The organism is Chryseobacterium sp. NG-CE01 (assembly GCF_055695505.1).
In genome coordinates, this window is the sequence record NZ_CM146369.1 from 3,029,861 (window position 1) to 3,046,162 (window position 16,302).

Sequence of the window (16,302 nt, forward strand, 5' to 3'; positions counted from 1 at the left end):
ATTAAAGAAACACAATGGCAGAAATAAAAAATCATAGAATCCCGGTTTATGCTGTTTTCGGTACAGTTATTTTTAAATTATTATTTCTATTAACACATTATATTCAGGAAGATGCTTTCATTACCTGGAGAGTCGCTCAGAATCTGATGGATTACGGAGTTATAGGCTTCAATGGTTCTGAAAAAATTTCTGCTTCTACAACGCATTTGTACGTTTTTGTTTCCTATCTGTTTAATCTGATTTTCGGAAAAGAAAATTTTGTTGAGCCTTTGCTCATCTTCAATTCGGTACTGTTCACCCTGGGCAGTCTTTTTTTATCCCATTTACTGTTAAAAAATGCGTGGCATAAAGCAATATTTATCTTTTTAATAGGTATTTTACCGCCGGCTATCAAAATTTCCATTCTTGGGATGGAGTACGGGATTCTGTTCTTTCTTGAAATGATCCTGTTGTATTATGGATTCAGTAAGGATAAAAAGTGGGTTCAGGTTGTATTACCGCTGCTTATTTTATTTACCCGCATCGATACGGTAATTTTCCTGGGAATTGTTTTCATCATAGATGTTTTATGGAATAGAAAAATCCGCTGGACCTATATTCTTGGAGGAATTTTAGGAGTAGCTGGGGTATTGGTTTTCAACTGGCTGTATTTCGGAGAAATTGTCAATAATACCATTGCGGCTAAAAAATTGGCTTACGACAAACAGTATACTTTCCAGCAAAACTTTGATAATTTTTTAGAGAATTTCGGTAACTTCTGGGGAATGCTCAAGCTTCCGGGAGACTTTAATCCGTTGACTGTTTTACTGTTGATCTTTGAATGGATGTGTTTTATTTATTTAATCCGACAAAAAGAAAAAAGAAACTTTTTCCTGTGGGTTATTTTCATTTTCGGATGGGTTAAGCAGATTATCTTTCTTTCCCAGAAAAGTCTTTTCGACTGGTATTACTGGGTTCCGCAGATCCTGCTTTTTGTTCCTGTGTTGCTTTTTGTCCTTGAGCAGAAACAAAAAAGAAATATTTGGCTGTCATTATTAATATTGTTTTATATTATTCCGATGCTGGCTTTCCAGACGGTTCATTCTATTGCAACAGGTAATGGAGAATGGAACTACAGGAGAACAATAGGCCTGTTTTTAAACACTTATGAAAAAGATAAAAATCAATGGATTTTTCTGGAGCCTGCAGGGTATGTTCCTTATTTTTCCGGATTGAAAACAATTGATGAAGTGGGGTTGGTCGATAAAAAAGTTCAGGATGAAATCAGAAAAGATAAAAAGAATTTCTGGATGAATACCGTGAAAAGCAGGAAACCGAAATATCTGCTTTCTTATGATGATTTATTTCAATCGGAAAACGCAGAATATTTAAAACTTCATTATAAACTGATCAAAGAATTCCGGGTAAAGGACCATCTCAAAAGCAATTACAAAATTTTAGAAAAGATTTATATTTTAAAACCTTCGGGGTCAGATTACAATTTATATGAAAGAATTGATTAATTTGGCGGAATAACAGAATTTTAAGTTAGCCTAAAAAATTGGATAAGTAAACTTCTGAATCTCAAATAATATAACTATCAAATTCAAAAAATGAAATACTGTGCATTCTTACGAGGTGTTAATGTAAAAGGAACCAACATGAAAATGGCTGAAGTCTGCCAGGTATTCAAAGAGACGGGAGTACGGGATGTTGCTTCGGTATTGGCTTCGGGAAATATACTTTTTACCTCTGAGAAAAGTCCGGAACAATTAAAAGCTATTCTCGAAAAAGCAATGTCCGATCACTTTTTATATGATGCATTTTTATTCATCAAATCTCAGCAGGAGATAGAAAACTTCTGGAACGGGAATCCTTTTACGAAAGACGAGAAACTACATTGCTACACCTTTATAGGAAATGAAGGCATTGAGAATATTCTAATGAATGAATTTGAAGCGGCTTCGAAAACCGAGCGCGAAGAAGCAAAAATAATCAACAATATTTTTTACTGGCAGGTGCCTAAAGGAAATACGCTTGATTCCACCTTTGGTAAAATCCTGGGAAAGAAAAGCCTGAAGGACCAGTTTACAAGCAGAAATATCAATACATTCGAGAAGATTCTTAAAATACTCGGTAAAAATTAATTAAAGTATCTAAGCATATTGAGAACTTAATAATCATTATCAAAAATTCAAAATTATAGATGATTATTCATTGATTTATAAATTCCGTCTTTCTGATTCTATGAGTGAATTTCGGGGATTTTAGGCAAAGTGTATCAATTGTACAATTCATATATCATATAAATTTTTAATAAAAAATAACTGTTTCATACCAGAATCCGTTGGTTAGCCCGTGTAAAATTATACTATGGGGAAAACAGTATAATAATACGATAAATCGATACTGTTTCATCTTATAAATTAACACTTTATCTGCTAATTCTCAAATATAACTCACATTTTTTATACCTATTGATTACAATCATAAAAAACAATTTCAGAAAACTTTAGTTTTGTTCTCAGATTATTGAAATATTTTAAACGACCTGATGTAAAGGATAAAGGCAGCATTAAAGGAATTGGCGTGGTATGTATGTGGTATTTTAATTCAGGAAAATTTTAATCATTTTTTCTTTCTTTGTCTTTACCTAAAAATATAATCGCAGTTTTTGCGAAAATATTTTAATATTAAATGCAAAAAGCAAGAAAAACGTAATTACTACTAAGGCAGGCCAATTTTCAAAATGATAAAATATCAAGCATAAATATAAAAACTTCAAAAAGCAGAAATAGAATCTGAATGAAGTGTATGCGAAGAGTGTTAATGCTGAAGCTTACTAAGCACCAGGAATTAGTAGAGATGAGAAAATATTATGAAAAACGAAAAAACTGAATTCAATTTAGAAGATTTAAACCAAAAAATTTTTGTGCAGGATGAAATTTTGGCATTAGCGAAAGAGAATTCTCCGCGTCTGTTGAGTAAATTCAGATTAGTGGATCCGGACTTTTTTAAAAAATTGTCTGCTATTCAGCCCAATTTAAAAAATTCTGAGCTTATTTTTTGTATCTATCTAAAGCTCAACTTAACAACAAAGGAAATTGCAACCTATACATTTGTTACTCCTAAAGCCATCCAGAACAGGAAAAACAGGCTGAGAAAAAAGTTGAATATTGCATCAACGGTTGATATCTATAAATGGTTTAATGAACTTTAAACCATTTTTTCTTTTTTAAAACTGCAGAACAGCTTTATCAAGGTCATGGTATAAAAGAATTTTCCAGTGGTTTTCAATTGCTTCTTTTTGCCATTTCTGTCTTAATTCCATCGCTTTTCTTCCGTCAAAATCACTTTTATAAGCCAGATTATATTGTAAGTAGGATGCCTGTGGCAGGTCATCTGCTCCGTAGAACACGGTTTCTTCACCATCTTTTATCCAAAAAACCTGCATGAAAGGAGTATGGCCGCCGGCAACTTCAAAATAGATTTCTTTCGTAATAAATCCGCTGTCTTCGTCCATCCATACAATATGGTCCAGGCTGACCAGCTTTTCCAGCGTGTCAAAATCAAAAGAATGGCTTTCCCGATTGTTCATGGCATAATCGAGTTCCCGCTTCTGGATAAAAATTTCTGCATTGGGAAAGGTAGCCTTAAAGCCGTTTTCTGTGCGTGTTACAGTCGTTTCTATATGATCTTTGTGAAGATGGGAAAGCAGTATCTTCGTCACGTCTTCAGCATTAATATGTTCACTTTTCAGAATTTCGAAGATAACGGTTTGTCCTGCTTCATTTTTCCATCCGATGCCGGCATCCAGGAGAATCACATCATGTTCCGTGATAATAAGGAAAGGCGTTACAGACATTTTTATTCCTTTTGCCGTAGCTGCATTTTCATCTGTTAAGAGTGTAAAATCTTTGGTCCTGTTCGTTGAAAAGTTTCCTTCTTTTAGCGGTATAATTTTCATAGTGCAAATTTCTTCATAAATTCTGATCCGGAAAACCTTTTCTATCAATTAAAATCATCGCTAAAACCGATAAAATCTTCATTTCTGTTTATGGTAAAATAAGTATTTTTGTACAGCAATTCCGCAATTCTTAAACAAAATCTATGCAGTTGAATTCTACCGGTGGTATTTCACGTGCTGTAATATGGCTGATGACCGTTATCTCAGGACTTGTTGTAGCAAATATTTATTACAATCAGCCTTTACTTTCATTAATTTCAGAAGACTTACAGGTTTCCGAAGCTGCAGCAGGAAAAATTTCAGTTCTTACACAACTAGGATACGCGGCTGGCCTTCTGCTGATTGTTCCGCTGGGAGACAAGTTGTTCCGTAAAAAGCTTATTCTTATTGATCTTCTGCTTGTATTCGCTTCGCTATTGTGGATGGCATTTGCCAAAGAATTGTGGATGCTGTATGCCGCCAGTCTGCTTATCGGAGTAACGTCGGTAATTCCGCAGCTGTTTGTACCCATCGCAGCAGAACTTTCGGGTGATAAAGAAAAATCATCAAATATAGGATTAGTGATGTCCGGTCTGTTGCTGGGAATACTTTTGTCTCGTTTCGTAGGAGGTATCGTAGGAGAAATATGGGGCTGGAGAACCATGTTCGGAATCGCGTCCGGAATAATGATCTTCGTTTGGATTGCCGTCTATAAAATGCTTCCTGACATTCATCCGAACTTTAAAGGAACATATGGCGATTTAATGAAATCGGTTTTTCATCTTGCAGCAACCCAGCCTGTTTTGCAGCTGGCTTCATTCCGTGGAGCGATGGCTTTCGGTTCTATGTGCGCCTTATTTACGACGCTGGCTTTCCATATGGAAAAACCACCGTTTAATGCCGGTTCTTCGGTAGTGGGAAGTTTTGGCCTGGCCGGGGCGGCGGGAGCATTAGCTGCGGCAAGGGTAGGGAATCTGCAAAAAATATTTGATCTGAACAGAATCGTGATTTATGCCTTATCAGTAGTATTAATCAGTTGGGCATTCACTTACTTTGCAGGTGAAACTTATTGGGGACTGATAGCGGGAGTTGTTTTGGTGGACCTCGGCGTTCAGTCTGCCCATATTATGAATCAGACGGATTTCTTTCTTATAAAATCCAGCGCTGTAAACAGACTGAATACAGTGTATATGGTGTCTTATTTCATCGGTGGTTCTCTTGGAACGTGGCTGGCTTCCGTTGCGTGGCAGTATTACCAGTGGAGTGGTGTCTGCTTTGTAGGAACAGCAATGGGTGTTCTGGCTTTAACGGCGCATCTCCTTTTTAGCAGAAAAATAAAAGAAAAAGTATAATTCAATTTAAAATAAATACGATGAAAGTAGAAATCTGGTCGGATGTAATGTGTCCGTTTTGCTATATCGGGAAAAATAACTTTGAGAAAGCACTTGAAGATCTTCCTTTTAAAGATGAAATCGAAGTAGAATGGAAAAGTTTCCAGCTTGACCCGACCCTCGATCCTGATCAAACAAAAACAACCTTAGAATATTTCAGGGAGAAAAAAGGGTTTCCGGAGGCTCAGGCAAAGCAGATGATAGGACAGGTGTCGCAGATGGGAATAAAGTCAGGAATTGAATTTAATTTTGATAAAGCTTTAATTACCAATACATTTTCCGCGCATAAACTATTACATTTAGCAAAGAAGTATAAAAAAGCCAATGAGATGGAAGAAGCGCTTTTTATAGCGCATTTCATCGAAGGAAAAAACGTCGGAGATATTGATACACTCGTGGCAATTGCCGGATCTCTGGGAATAAATACGGATGAGGCACGCCAGGTTTTAGCATCAGAAGAATTTAATGATGAGGTAAAAAACGATTTTTCTGAAGCAGGAAGTCACGGGATCTCAGGAGTGCCTTTCTTTATTCTTAATGGAAAGTATTCAGTTTCCGGAGCGCAGCCAGCCGAATTTTTTGCCAATGCTCTTCAACAGACCTATGACGAAACGGTTACTCCGCTGAAAAAGATTCCGGGCGGCGACAATTCCTGTGATGCCGATGGATGCAGCATATAATCTTTAAATTTAATATTCAGTTTTTTTATGATTACAGTAAATGAAAACCATCAGTTTCCTTTAGATGAAACGCTCTTTGTTTTTGCTCTTGATTCTGAAGCAGGAAAGGTTTTTAATGATAAAAATAAACTCATCACCGGCATCGGAAAGGTAAATGCGGCAATGGAACTCACTAAAGAAATCTATCGGAAAAGACCGAAATTAATAGTCAATCTCGGGTCTGCAGGAAGCAAGAGTTTCCACAAAGGGGAAGTGGTTTGCTGTACAAAATTTATCCAGCGGGATATGGATGTGAGAGGGCTTGGGTTTAGTTTATATGAAACACCTTTGTCCGGCATTCCGCCTGTTCTCGAATATGGATTAAAAAGAAATGGCCTTCCTGAAGGAATTTGCGGCAGTGGAGACAGTTTTGAAATGAATCATTCTGAAGCCGATTACAATGTCGTTGATATGGAAGCTTATCCGTTAGCATTGATCGCCATGAAAGAAAACATTCCGTTCCTCTGCCTTAAATACATTTCTGATGATGCAGGAAGCGACGCTGCCGATGACTGGACGGTACAGGTGCATCTTGCTTCAGAAGCATTTAATAAAATTTTATTTTTACAATAATATGACATCAATAGTTCTGAAAAAAGCTTCTGAGAAAGATCTTGAAACCTTGCAGCAGCTTGGAAGGGAAACATTTTACGAAACGTTTTCAAAGCATAACTCAGAGGAAGAAATGCAGAAATATCTGTCCGAAAGTTTTGCTTCAGAAAAATTGTTAAAGGAGCTCGGTACCGCGGATTCCTGGTTTTTTATTGCCTGGGAGGAAGGAAGTCCGGTAGGATATCTGAAAGTAAATTCCGGGAGATCCCAGACCGAACTTCAGGACGAAACTTCTCTTGAAATCGAAAGAATATATGTGAAAAGTTCCCATCAAGGTAAGAAAGTAGGGCAGCTTTTGTTTGATAAAGCTCTGGAAATTGCCCGACAGCAAAATAAAAAATACATCTGGCTCGGTGTCTGGGAAGAAAATAAAAAAGCGGTAAGCTTTTATACTAAAAACGGTTTTGTAGAGTTTGACAAGCACATCTTCCGTTTAGGAAATGATGAACAGACCGATCTGATGATGAAAAAAGTGCTGGAATAAGATTAAATCTCATAAATTTCGGCATCAGTAAATACATAAAATCTTCCTTTTTTGGGGAGATTTTTGGTATCAAGCCCGGTGAACTCACTGAATGCAGGCAAAAGAAGCTGATTTTCAGTGACCACAAAACAGGGAAGCTTTATCTTTTTAACGGCGGAATTAATAACAAATCCCGGATGAATGTGTCCGGTAATCTGAAACTTAGAATGTTTTTTTTCGAAATCATGAATGAGCATAAAATCTTCAATTTCCAGCAGGTCAGATTTAAAATTCAGACACAGTTTAGACTCCAGTTTTTTGGTGATCCTGTCATGATTGCCTTCAATAAGATGAAACTGAAGATCACTGTACTGGTTTCTCCAGCTGCAGAACTCATCAACGTCTGAGTTGTCGCCCGCATGGAGAAGATCTCCGACAACAATAAATTTTTCAGGTTTAAAATATTCAATGAGGATCGAAAGCCGCTCCAGATCATTTTTCATAATCTGATTGGCTAAAGCAATTCCGTTCTTCCGGAAATGGGCGGTTTTTCCGATGTGCAGATCCGAAAGGATAAGGGCTTTCTGCTCTTCCCAGAATAAAGCTCTTTGATTGGTAAGGGTAAATGTTTCCTGACGGATCGTTATTTTTTTTGTTTGTACGTTCATTATTCAGAAAATACTTCTAATTTAAACGCAAAAGAGAGAAAAGTTTTAATCTATAATTTAAAGCTTATTATTAAAGATTAAAGACAGCTGTTTGTTATTCTTTTGAAGTTTAATCAAAAATATAAGATAACTTTTGTCTCTTTTGTGGTTAAATAAAAATTTTTATTAATTACATATTGCTTTTTAATTCACTATCCTTATTATTCTTAATTCTTTTTGCAGACAGATTGAGAAATCTTTTTACCAGAAATAAAGCAGAAATTGTAAGTCCGAGACCCAATGCGATCCACATTCCGAAAGCTCCCATTTCTAAAGTCACACATAGAAAATATCCTAAAGGAATCGTAATGATCCAGTAAGCAATAAAGGTATAGATGGAAGGAATCTTAACATCCTGCATGCCTCTGAGTGTTCCCAGAGCCGTCACCTGAATTCCGTCCGAAAGCTGAAATAAAGCAGCAATGATCATCAATTTAGCAGCTAAGGCAATGACTTCGACTTCTTCTTTTTTAGTAAAAAAAGTCGGGAGAATGTTTCTTCCCAAAATAAAAACAATTCCGCAGATGGCCATAAAGATAAAAGCTATTTTGAGATTGTTGATTCCAACTTTTCTTAACTCCGTAAAATTCTGTTCGCCCAGTTTTCTCCCGATCATCACGGTAGATGCAACGCTGAAGCCAATGCACAGATTAAAAGTAAATGATGCCATGCTCAAAGCAATCTGATGGGAAGCGATATCATGTGCCGAAATCAGTCCGCAGATAAAGGCAGCCCCGGCAAAAGCTGTTACTTCAAAAAACATCTGCAATGCTGTAGGTAAGCCTAATCGTACCATTTTATCAAACATTTTTTTTGAAAAAACTTCAATTTTTAAAGAAAAATCTTTGATATACCGTCGTGTTTTATCCTGCTTTAAAAGTACGAAATAGAGGAAAACGACCATAAATATTCTGGCGATCAGACTTGCCAAAGCGGAACCTTTTACTCCCATCGGCGGAAGCCCGAACAAACCTTTAATGAAAACATAATTTAAAACAATATTAATGACATTCGCAATAATCGTAGCCTTTGTAACACCAATCGTATATGATAATCCTTCCGAAACTTCTCTCAACGTCTGAAATGCCATAAACGGAACAATGCTGATGGCCATAATGGTAAGGAAATCTACCGTATCCGGAATAATTTTTTCCGGCTGCCCCGAATGGTAAAGCAGCGGCATTGCTAAAAGCAGAACTCCCATTAAAATAATTCCGACTGTCATATTGATGACAAAGCCATGGCTGAAAACCGAGTTAATGGTTTTATGGTCATGCTTCGAATGAGCTTCAGAAACAAGCGGCGGAATCGCGAAAGAAAATCCCAACGCCAGCACAAACATAGAGAAAAACACCGCGTTTCCTAATGAAACAGAAGCAAGTGCATCGGCTCCCAGCAGTTTCCCTACGATAATATTGTCAAAGAGGTTGACCGACACCTGGCCGACCTGCGTCAGCATTACCGGAAGGGCCAGTGTAAGGCATTCTTTAGTATAGTTTTTATGTAAAAAGTTCATAATAATTGTTGGGTCATATAGTTTTAATCAAAAAAAATTGCAGTAACAAGAGATACTGCAATTTTATAATTTATCTGAAGTAATACTTACATTATTTCCTTACAAAACTTGCAACGTCATCGGCTGAAACAGTGTTTCCTCCTAAAATGATCAGCCTTTCCACAACGTTTCTCAGCTCTCTGATATTTCCTGTCCATGAAAGTGCTTTTAAGGCATCAATAGCTTTATCTTCAAATTTCTTCGGAGCAGTTCCGTGCTCGTCAGAGATTATTCCTGCAAAATGCTCAACAAGTGATCTGATGTCTTCCTTTCTTTCGTCCAATGGTGGTACGTAGATCTCGATCACAGAAAGTCTGTGGTAAAGGTCTTCACGGAATCTTCCGGCTTCAATTTCCTTCTGCATATTTTTGTTGGTAGCGGCAAGTACTCTTACATCAACCTTTATTTCTTTATCGCTTCCTACAGGAGATACTTTGCTTTCCTGTAAAGCTCTCAATACTTTTGCCTGTGCTATCAGACTCATGTCACCGATCTCATCCAGGAAAATAGTTCCGCCGTTGGCCTGCTCAAATTTTCCCTGCTTATCCTTGATCGCTCCGGTAAAAGACCCTTTTACGTGTCCGAATAATTCAGATTCAATTAATTCAGATGGAATTGCAGCACAGTTTACCTCAATCATTGGACCTCTTGCTCTGTCACTCTGATTGTGGATTGCGTGGGCTACAAGCTCTTTTCCGGCTCCGTTCGGTCCTGTGATCAAAACCCTTGCATCAGATGCGGCTACTTTCTCAATCATATCCTGAATCTTCTTTAAACCTGCTGATTCACCGATCATCTGGTACTTTTTGCTTACCTTTCTCTTGAGCGTTTTGTTTTCGGTCTGAAGATTTTTATTTTCTTTCTTCAGGCTTTCTTTAGCTAAAGCATTTTTTACGCTGGTAATCAGTCTGTTGATATCGATAGGTTTGGAAATGAAATCGTATGCGCCGTCTTTAAGGCAGGAAACGGCAGAATCGATGTCCGCGTGTCCTGAGATCATGATGAAAGTGGATTCCGGTTTTAAGGATAAACTCTGTTTCAAAAGTTCTGTTCCTGAAAGTTTAGGCATTTTAATATCTGAAATCACCAATGCGAAATCTTCTTTTTCTACCTGTTTATAGCCTTCAAGGCCGTCTTCGGCGATTACGAATTCATAGTCAGTAAGTTCATCGGAAAGAATACTTTGGAGTACTCCTGAGATTGCTTTTTCGTCTTCTACAATAAGGATTTTTTGCATAGTTGCAAATTTAGATTTTTTGATTGAATTATTAGCAAAAACTATACCTAATCATCTATTTTGAATAATCTCTTCTTCCGAAAATTGCCGATCCTACACGTATTGAAGTGGCTCCGCATTCAATGGCGATGGGGAAGTCGTCACTCATTCCCATTGATAATGTTTCCAAAGGGTGAAGTTGATTTAATTCGTCAAAAAGTCTTTTAAGATTTAAAAATTCCTTTTTTACCTGACTTTCATCGTCTGTAAAAGTAGCCATTCCCATTAAACCGGTAATGAGAATATTTGGGAACTCTCCGCTGAGGTATTTTTGGTACAGAATTTTTGCTTCTTCTGTTTCCAGTCCGAATTTGGTTTCTTCTTCAGCAATTTTTACCTGGAGCATCACTTTGATGGTGCGGTTATGCTTTCCTGCTTCCTTATTGATTTCCAGGATCAGCTTTTCCGAGTCCACACTCTGGATAGTATCAATAAATTCAGCGATGTATTTTACTTTATTGGTTTGCAGATGCCCAATCAGATGCCATTGGATATCTTTCGGAAGAAGAGGGTATTTTTCGGTAAGTTCCTGTACTTTATTTTCTCCGAAAACTCTCTGTCCCAGATCATAAACTTCCTGTATAGCGGAGACGGGGTGGGTTTTTGATACGGCCACCAACTGTATATCCGAAGGAAGCTGTTTTTTTATAGCGTCGTAATTTTCCTGAGTACTCATACTGCAAATTTCTGAATTTTAAATTAAAATGTAATCAGATCTGTCAATTTAATTTAGCCGCAAAAGACACAAAAGATTAGTTTGAAATTATTTTAGATAAACAAAGATCACAAAAAATAAAATTAAAGATTTCAAAAACTTATGAGATCTTATTATCAATCTTACTAATAAACAACTTTAAATATATTTTTAATCTTTGGGGTCTTTTGTGGTAAATAAAGTTCAAATAAAGTTTAAAGAAATATTTCAGTTCAGGATTTCATTAATTCCCGGATATTCCGAGATTTTTCTGAAAACGAAACGGTTGCTTTTCTGAAGCTTCTCAATAAAAAGATCCAGCTCGTTGATAGAATCGGCATCGGTTAAATATTGGTCATGAGTAAGAAAAACCAGGTGTCTAGAAGTTTTTTCAAGATCGTTAAAAAAGATACTGTCTACTTTTTTGAGCATGGCTTCATGGGTTCCTTTTAATACCATTTTATTGGTTGGTTTCCATTCAAGATCCCATCCGATTACTTTGTAGCCTGCTTTTTTCAGGCTGTTTGCCGCATCGCTTGAACTTTTCAGATCGGTAGCGGTAATATTGTTGAGCCTCCAGATATTTCTTCCGGGCGTTCTTGCAATTTTATCGTAGAGTTTCAGGCTGTCTTTGGCCGTATCAAAATCATGAACCACTTCCACAGAATTTTTATAAAAATCGGTGTATTTGTTGTGAGCATGGGTAAAACTGTGGTTGGCAAGTTCGATCAGCTTATCTTTTCTCAGAAGCTGAAGATCCTGCTGTTGTTTTTTACTGCCGTACGCATGCTTTCCAACGAGAAAAGCGGTAGCACAGACATTTCTTTTATGTAAAATTTTAAGAAGATTCTCCGTTCCGTGGTTGGGACCGTCATCGAATGTAAGATAGATCACTCTTTTATCGGACGGAAGAGTTTCATCGATTTTGGGGACAGCTTTTGCGACGGGATGGTCTTTATGAATCATTTTTCCTGATTCTTTCTTATCTTTTTTCTGATTACAGCTGTTACACAGAATTGAAGTTGCACTCATCAATGCAAACATCCCAAGAAAAGCCCTGTTTAGAGACTTTTCCGCAAAAGTTTTTGTCATAAAATTAAATGGAATTGAGTTGTTAAAAGTTGTTAAAAAATCCAAATAATTGTTAACAAAAATTATGCCTCTTTATAGGCTTATTTGCTTTTTAATTTTATTTTAATAAATTATTTATGAAGCATTTTTTTCCAGAATACTTTTTAAATATAATCCGTTTTTGACAGCTGAAGTTCCCCAGGTATTATTGAAAAATATAAAAGTCTGATGTTGAGCGTTTTTAATTTTTTGTGCTAAATCTTTCAGAAATTCCTCACTATATTCAGATTTGTAGAGCACAGGTTTACCATGAAGCCTGTAATAGAGAATAGCAGGATGATTAATGATGACATCTTCCGGCAGATTTCCGGGAAAGCTAACACCTGAAACGACAATATTATTTTCTTTAAGTATATTAAAAACGTCTTCATCCCACCAGGAATCATGGCGGAACTCAATAACGCTTACATAGCTGAAGTCAATATTAGCTAAGATGAACTCCAGATTTTCCGGAGTGTTTTTGAATGACGGCGGAAACTGATACAGGAAACCTGATAATTTTTCTTTTAGATGAGATGCAATATGTTCACAAAAAGCAATGATTTCTTCTTTGCAGTCCTTCATTCTTTTTTCATGAGAAATAGTTTTTGGAATTTTAATAAAGAACCTGAAGTTATCAGGTGTTTCATCGGTCCATTTAATAAGTGTTTTTACGGTCGGCTTCCTGTAAAAAGTAGAGTTGATTTCCACACAGTTGAATTCCTGAGAATATAAGGTAAGAAAGTCTTTGCTTTTGGCATCTTCCGGGTACAGCGATCCTTTCCAGTCATTATTGTAGAAACCTGAGCAGCCGATGTATAGATTTTCTTTTTTCATATTTTCCATAGGTGATTTTTAATTTAAATTTTCCCAGTATCTGGCAATTTGTGAATATGCGGGAGATTAAATTATTTATTCAAATCAACCGAATTTAACCGCAATGAATTTAAAATAACAGACAGTGAGCTTACACTCATTGCTGCCGCTGCAATCATCGGTGATAACAGAATTCCAAAAAACGGATACAATAATCCTGCCGCAACCGGAACTCCCAATACATTATAAATAAAGGCGAAAAAGAGGTTTTCTTTAATATTTTTCAACAGTTTCTCGCTTAGAAGCTTTGATTTTGCTACGCCTGAGATATCGCCTTTCAGTAAAGTAATTTCGGCGCTTTCCATGGCAACGTCGGTTCCTGTTCCCATTGCAATTCCGATATTGGCCTGGGCGAGGGCAGGAGAGTCGTTGATTCCGTCGCCGGTCATAGCAACAATTTTTCCCTGCTGCTGTAATCTTTTTACTTCATTGAGTTTGTCTTCAGGATGGCAGTTGGCTTTAAAATTTGTGATTCCCAGTTCGTCTGCAACAGCTTTTGCAGTATGTTCGTTATCTCCTGTCATCATAATTACATCAACTCCTTCTTTGATCAGCTGCTGAATGGCATTTTTAGCATTTTCCTTAATTTTATCAGTAAAACTGATGAAGCCTAAAACATTTTTGTTTTCTGCGACATAAGAAACGGTATGCGCTTTCGATTGTACCTCGATCGCTTTTTGTCTGAGGTTTTCAGGAAGTGAAATATCATGTGCAGCAAGAAGGCTCTCGTTTCCTACATATACTGTGTTTCCATTAATATTTCCTTTTACACCTTTACCTGAAATATTTTCAAATCCGTCGACCTTTTCTGGTTTAATGTTTTCTTCTTTTGCCCTTTTAATAACTGCTGTAGATAAAGGGTGCTCCGAATTTTGGTTTAAAGAATACGCTAGTTTTAAAATGGAAGTTTTATCATTATCCCATGTTTCTATATATTCTGCTGACGGTTTCCCTTCGGTTAAAGTTCCTGTTTTATCGGTAATTAAAACATTTACCTTATTCATTTGTTCAAGTGCTTCCGCATTTTTTATTAAAATTCCGTTTTTGGCACCTTTACCGATTCCTACCATAAGAGACATCGGCGTGGCGAGCCCTAAAGCACACGGACAGGCAACTATTAAAACAGCTACAGCATTCACAAAAGCAAATAGAGTTCTTTTGTCTTCCGGACCGAAAACCTGCCAAAGAACAAAGGTGATAACAGCTGCCAGGATAACGGCAGGAACAAATATTTTTGAAACTTTATCGGTAAGTTTCTGGATAGGAGCTTTGCTTCTGCTCGCTTCATTCACCATTCTGATGATGTGTGAAAGCAGGGTATCATCACCTACTTTTTCGGCTTTCATAATAAAAACCTGATTTCCGTTGATGGTTCCGGAAGATACTTTATCGTTTACCTTTTTTTCAACAGGTACCGGTTCGCCTGTAATCATACTCTCATCAACATTAGAATTTCCTTCTGTGATTTTTCCGTCAACGGGTATTTTTTCACCGGGTTTTACTTTCAGAAGATCACCAATTTTAACCTTTGAAAGCAGGATTCTTTTTTCTTCTCCGTTAACGATAATATTGGCTTCGTCGGGAGAAAGATTCATTAATTCCCGGATAGCATTTCCTGTTTTTTTGTGGGCTGCCGCTTCCATCAACTGTCCTAAAATAACAAGCGTTAAAATCACACACACCGCTTCAAAATAAAGAGGCGTTTCGTGATGCGCTCCACGAATTTCGTGAGGAATAATCCCAGGAAAAACCAATGCTATTATACTAAAAATAAATGCTGCTGCCACGCCCAGTGCAATAAGACTGAACATATTTAAATTCCAGGTTTTAAATGAAACCCAGCCTCTCTTGATCAGAAACCATCCGGAATAAAAAATAACAGGAAGCGTTAATGCCAGCTCGATGACTCCCTGGATCTGATGAGAAAACGGAAAATCGATCAGCATTCCTCCCATAGAAAGAATAAAAACGGGCACGGTAAAAAGTAATGAAATAATAAATTTTCTTTTCAGGATCTTATAGGTTTCATCTTCATTATCATCTTCTTTGTCAGGTATTTTAACGAGGTCCATTCCGCAGATCGGGCAGTCTCCCGGTTCGTTGCGGATAATTTCCGGATGCATCGGGCAGGTATACTGTGCCGCCTTTTTTTCGGGATATTTCACCAGATCCATTCCACAGACCGGACAGCCGACGTTGGAGTCATAGACTTTATCGCCCTCACAAAACATCGGACAGTAATATTTACCAGCCATTGCATCGGTTACCTTAGGTGGTTCATGGTGATGGTGATTTTGCTGATGAGAATGATGATGGGTATGTTGCGCAGAGTTTTTAACAAGTTCTTCTGTAATCTCTTCCAGGTGCATGTTGCAAACCGGGCAGTCTCCCTTTTCAGGATAAATCTTATCGCCTTCACAAAACATGGGACAATAATATTTCCCGATATTATCGTTGAAATTTTCAGGAAGATGCGAAGAAGAATATACAGGTTTATAATTTGGATCTTTTGCAAGCTTTTCTTCAATAGGAACGAGGTACATATTGCACACCGGACATCTCTTTCCCTGCTGAAAGTACACTTTTTCGCCTTCACATTCCATAGGGCAGTAGTACACTGATGAAGGGGAGACACGATCCTGAGGTTTTATAAAAGCCTGCTCTGCTTGACCCGGATTTTCAAGTCTGTAATTACCGGCTTCTTTAAGTGCTTCATTTAAAAAATCCAGATCTATTTCCTTGTCTGAAGTGATGATCGCCGTGTTATTTTCGAGATGTATTTCGGCTGTTATTCCTTCAAGGCTGTTTAGCTTTTCAGAAATTTTCTTCTGACAGCCGGAGCAGGTCATCCCGAAAATTGTATATTGATGTTGCATAATCCATTATTTATAGAACAAATTTCCAAAATGTATTCCGAAGCTTGTTATAAATTTAAGGATAATGTTTATATAATTTTGTTAATGTTGCAGAGTTG

Annotated in this window: 15 protein-coding genes; 7 read left to right on the forward strand and 8 right to left on the reverse strand. The window is 37.1% G+C overall.

What is annotated here, in order from left to right:
* Positions 1-14: 14 nt before the first annotated feature.
* The 3 genes from ACYT6F_RS14090 to ACYT6F_RS14100 all read left to right on the forward strand — a co-directional run bounded on the left by ACYT6F_RS14090 (position 15) and on the right by ACYT6F_RS14100 (position 3,199).
* Positions 15-1,502 (forward strand): glycosyltransferase family protein, encoded by a 1,488-nt coding sequence (locus ACYT6F_RS14090; protein WP_472598279.1) that lies wholly within the window; start codon positions 15-17, stop codon positions 1,500-1,502.
* 90 nt (positions 1,503-1,592) lie between these two features.
* Positions 1,593-2,126: a DUF1697 domain-containing protein gene (locus tag ACYT6F_RS14095; protein WP_472598280.1), complete on the forward strand. Its 534-nt coding sequence runs from the start codon at positions 1,593-1,595 to the stop codon at positions 2,124-2,126.
* Positions 2,127-2,857: 731 nt separating this feature from the next.
* Positions 2,858-3,199, forward strand: a complete 342-nt coding sequence (locus ACYT6F_RS14100) for a helix-turn-helix transcriptional regulator (RefSeq protein ID WP_472598281.1) — start codon at positions 2,858-2,860, stop codon at positions 3,197-3,199.
* A 15-nt stretch (positions 3,200-3,214) separates the two neighbouring features.
* Here ACYT6F_RS14100 and ACYT6F_RS14105 read toward each other — a convergent pair whose 3' ends face one another.
* The gene (locus ACYT6F_RS14105) at positions 3,215-3,946 is read right to left on the reverse strand and encodes an MBL fold metallo-hydrolase (protein WP_472598282.1); all 732 of its coding nucleotides are present in this window, start codon (positions 3,944-3,946) and stop codon (positions 3,215-3,217) included.
* A gap of 143 nt (positions 3,947-4,089) precedes the next feature.
* Here ACYT6F_RS14105 and ACYT6F_RS14110 point away from each other — a divergent pair, with 143 nt between their 5' ends.
* Genes ACYT6F_RS14110 through ACYT6F_RS14125 form a run of 4 tightly spaced genes read left to right on the forward strand, consistent with a single transcriptional unit; the run spans position 4,090 to position 7,131 of the window.
* Positions 4,090-5,277, forward strand: coding sequence for an MFS transporter (locus ACYT6F_RS14110; RefSeq protein WP_472598284.1), 1,188 nt, complete (start codon positions 4,090-4,092; stop codon positions 5,275-5,277).
* A 20-nt stretch (positions 5,278-5,297) separates the two neighbouring features.
* Entirely contained in the window at positions 5,298-5,996 is a 699-nt protein-coding gene (locus ACYT6F_RS14115) for a DsbA family oxidoreductase (RefSeq protein WP_472598285.1), read from the forward strand.
* A 27-nt stretch (positions 5,997-6,023) separates the two neighbouring features.
* Positions 6,024-6,608 (forward strand): 5'-methylthioadenosine/S-adenosylhomocysteine nucleosidase family protein, encoded by a 585-nt coding sequence (locus tag ACYT6F_RS14120; protein ID WP_472598286.1) that lies wholly within the window; start codon positions 6,024-6,026, stop codon positions 6,606-6,608.
* 1 nt (position 6,609) lies between these two features.
* Positions 6,610-7,131: a GNAT family N-acetyltransferase gene (locus ACYT6F_RS14125; protein WP_472598287.1), complete on the forward strand. Its 522-nt coding sequence runs from the start codon at positions 6,610-6,612 to the stop codon at positions 7,129-7,131.
* A gap of 2 nt (positions 7,132-7,133) precedes the next feature.
* On the opposite strand, the gene pdeM is transcribed toward ACYT6F_RS14125, so the two are convergent.
* The 7 genes from pdeM to ACYT6F_RS14160 all read right to left on the reverse strand — a co-directional run bounded on the left by pdeM (position 7,134) and on the right by ACYT6F_RS14160 (position 16,204).
* Positions 7,134-7,778 (reverse strand): ligase-associated DNA damage response endonuclease PdeM, encoded by a 645-nt coding sequence (pdeM, locus tag ACYT6F_RS14130; protein ID WP_472598288.1) that lies wholly within the window; start codon positions 7,776-7,778, stop codon positions 7,134-7,136.
* 169 nt (positions 7,779-7,947) lie between these two features.
* Positions 7,948-9,333 carry an MATE family efflux transporter gene (locus ACYT6F_RS14135; RefSeq protein ID WP_472598289.1) on the reverse strand — a complete coding sequence of 462 codons (1,386 nt, stop codon included), beginning with the start codon at positions 9,331-9,333 and terminating at the stop codon, positions 7,948-7,950.
* A gap of 91 nt (positions 9,334-9,424) precedes the next feature.
* Entirely contained in the window at positions 9,425-10,609 is a 1,185-nt protein-coding gene (locus tag ACYT6F_RS14140; protein WP_472598290.1) for a sigma-54-dependent transcriptional regulator, read from the reverse strand.
* A 55-nt stretch (positions 10,610-10,664) separates the two neighbouring features.
* Positions 10,665-11,324, reverse strand: coding sequence for a YggS family pyridoxal phosphate-dependent enzyme (locus ACYT6F_RS14145; RefSeq protein WP_472598291.1), 660 nt, complete (start codon positions 11,322-11,324; stop codon positions 10,665-10,667).
* A 246-nt stretch (positions 11,325-11,570) separates the two neighbouring features.
* Positions 11,571-12,434: a polysaccharide deacetylase family protein gene (locus ACYT6F_RS14150; protein ID WP_472598292.1), complete on the reverse strand. Its 864-nt coding sequence runs from the start codon at positions 12,432-12,434 to the stop codon at positions 11,571-11,573.
* 114 nt (positions 12,435-12,548) lie between these two features.
* Entirely contained in the window at positions 12,549-13,298 is a 750-nt protein-coding gene (locus ACYT6F_RS14155; RefSeq protein WP_472598293.1) for a DUF72 domain-containing protein, read from the reverse strand.
* A gap of 62 nt (positions 13,299-13,360) precedes the next feature.
* Positions 13,361-16,204, reverse strand: coding sequence for a heavy metal translocating P-type ATPase (locus ACYT6F_RS14160; protein WP_472598294.1), 2,844 nt, complete (start codon positions 16,202-16,204; stop codon positions 13,361-13,363).
* Positions 16,205-16,302 lie beyond the last annotated feature (98 nt).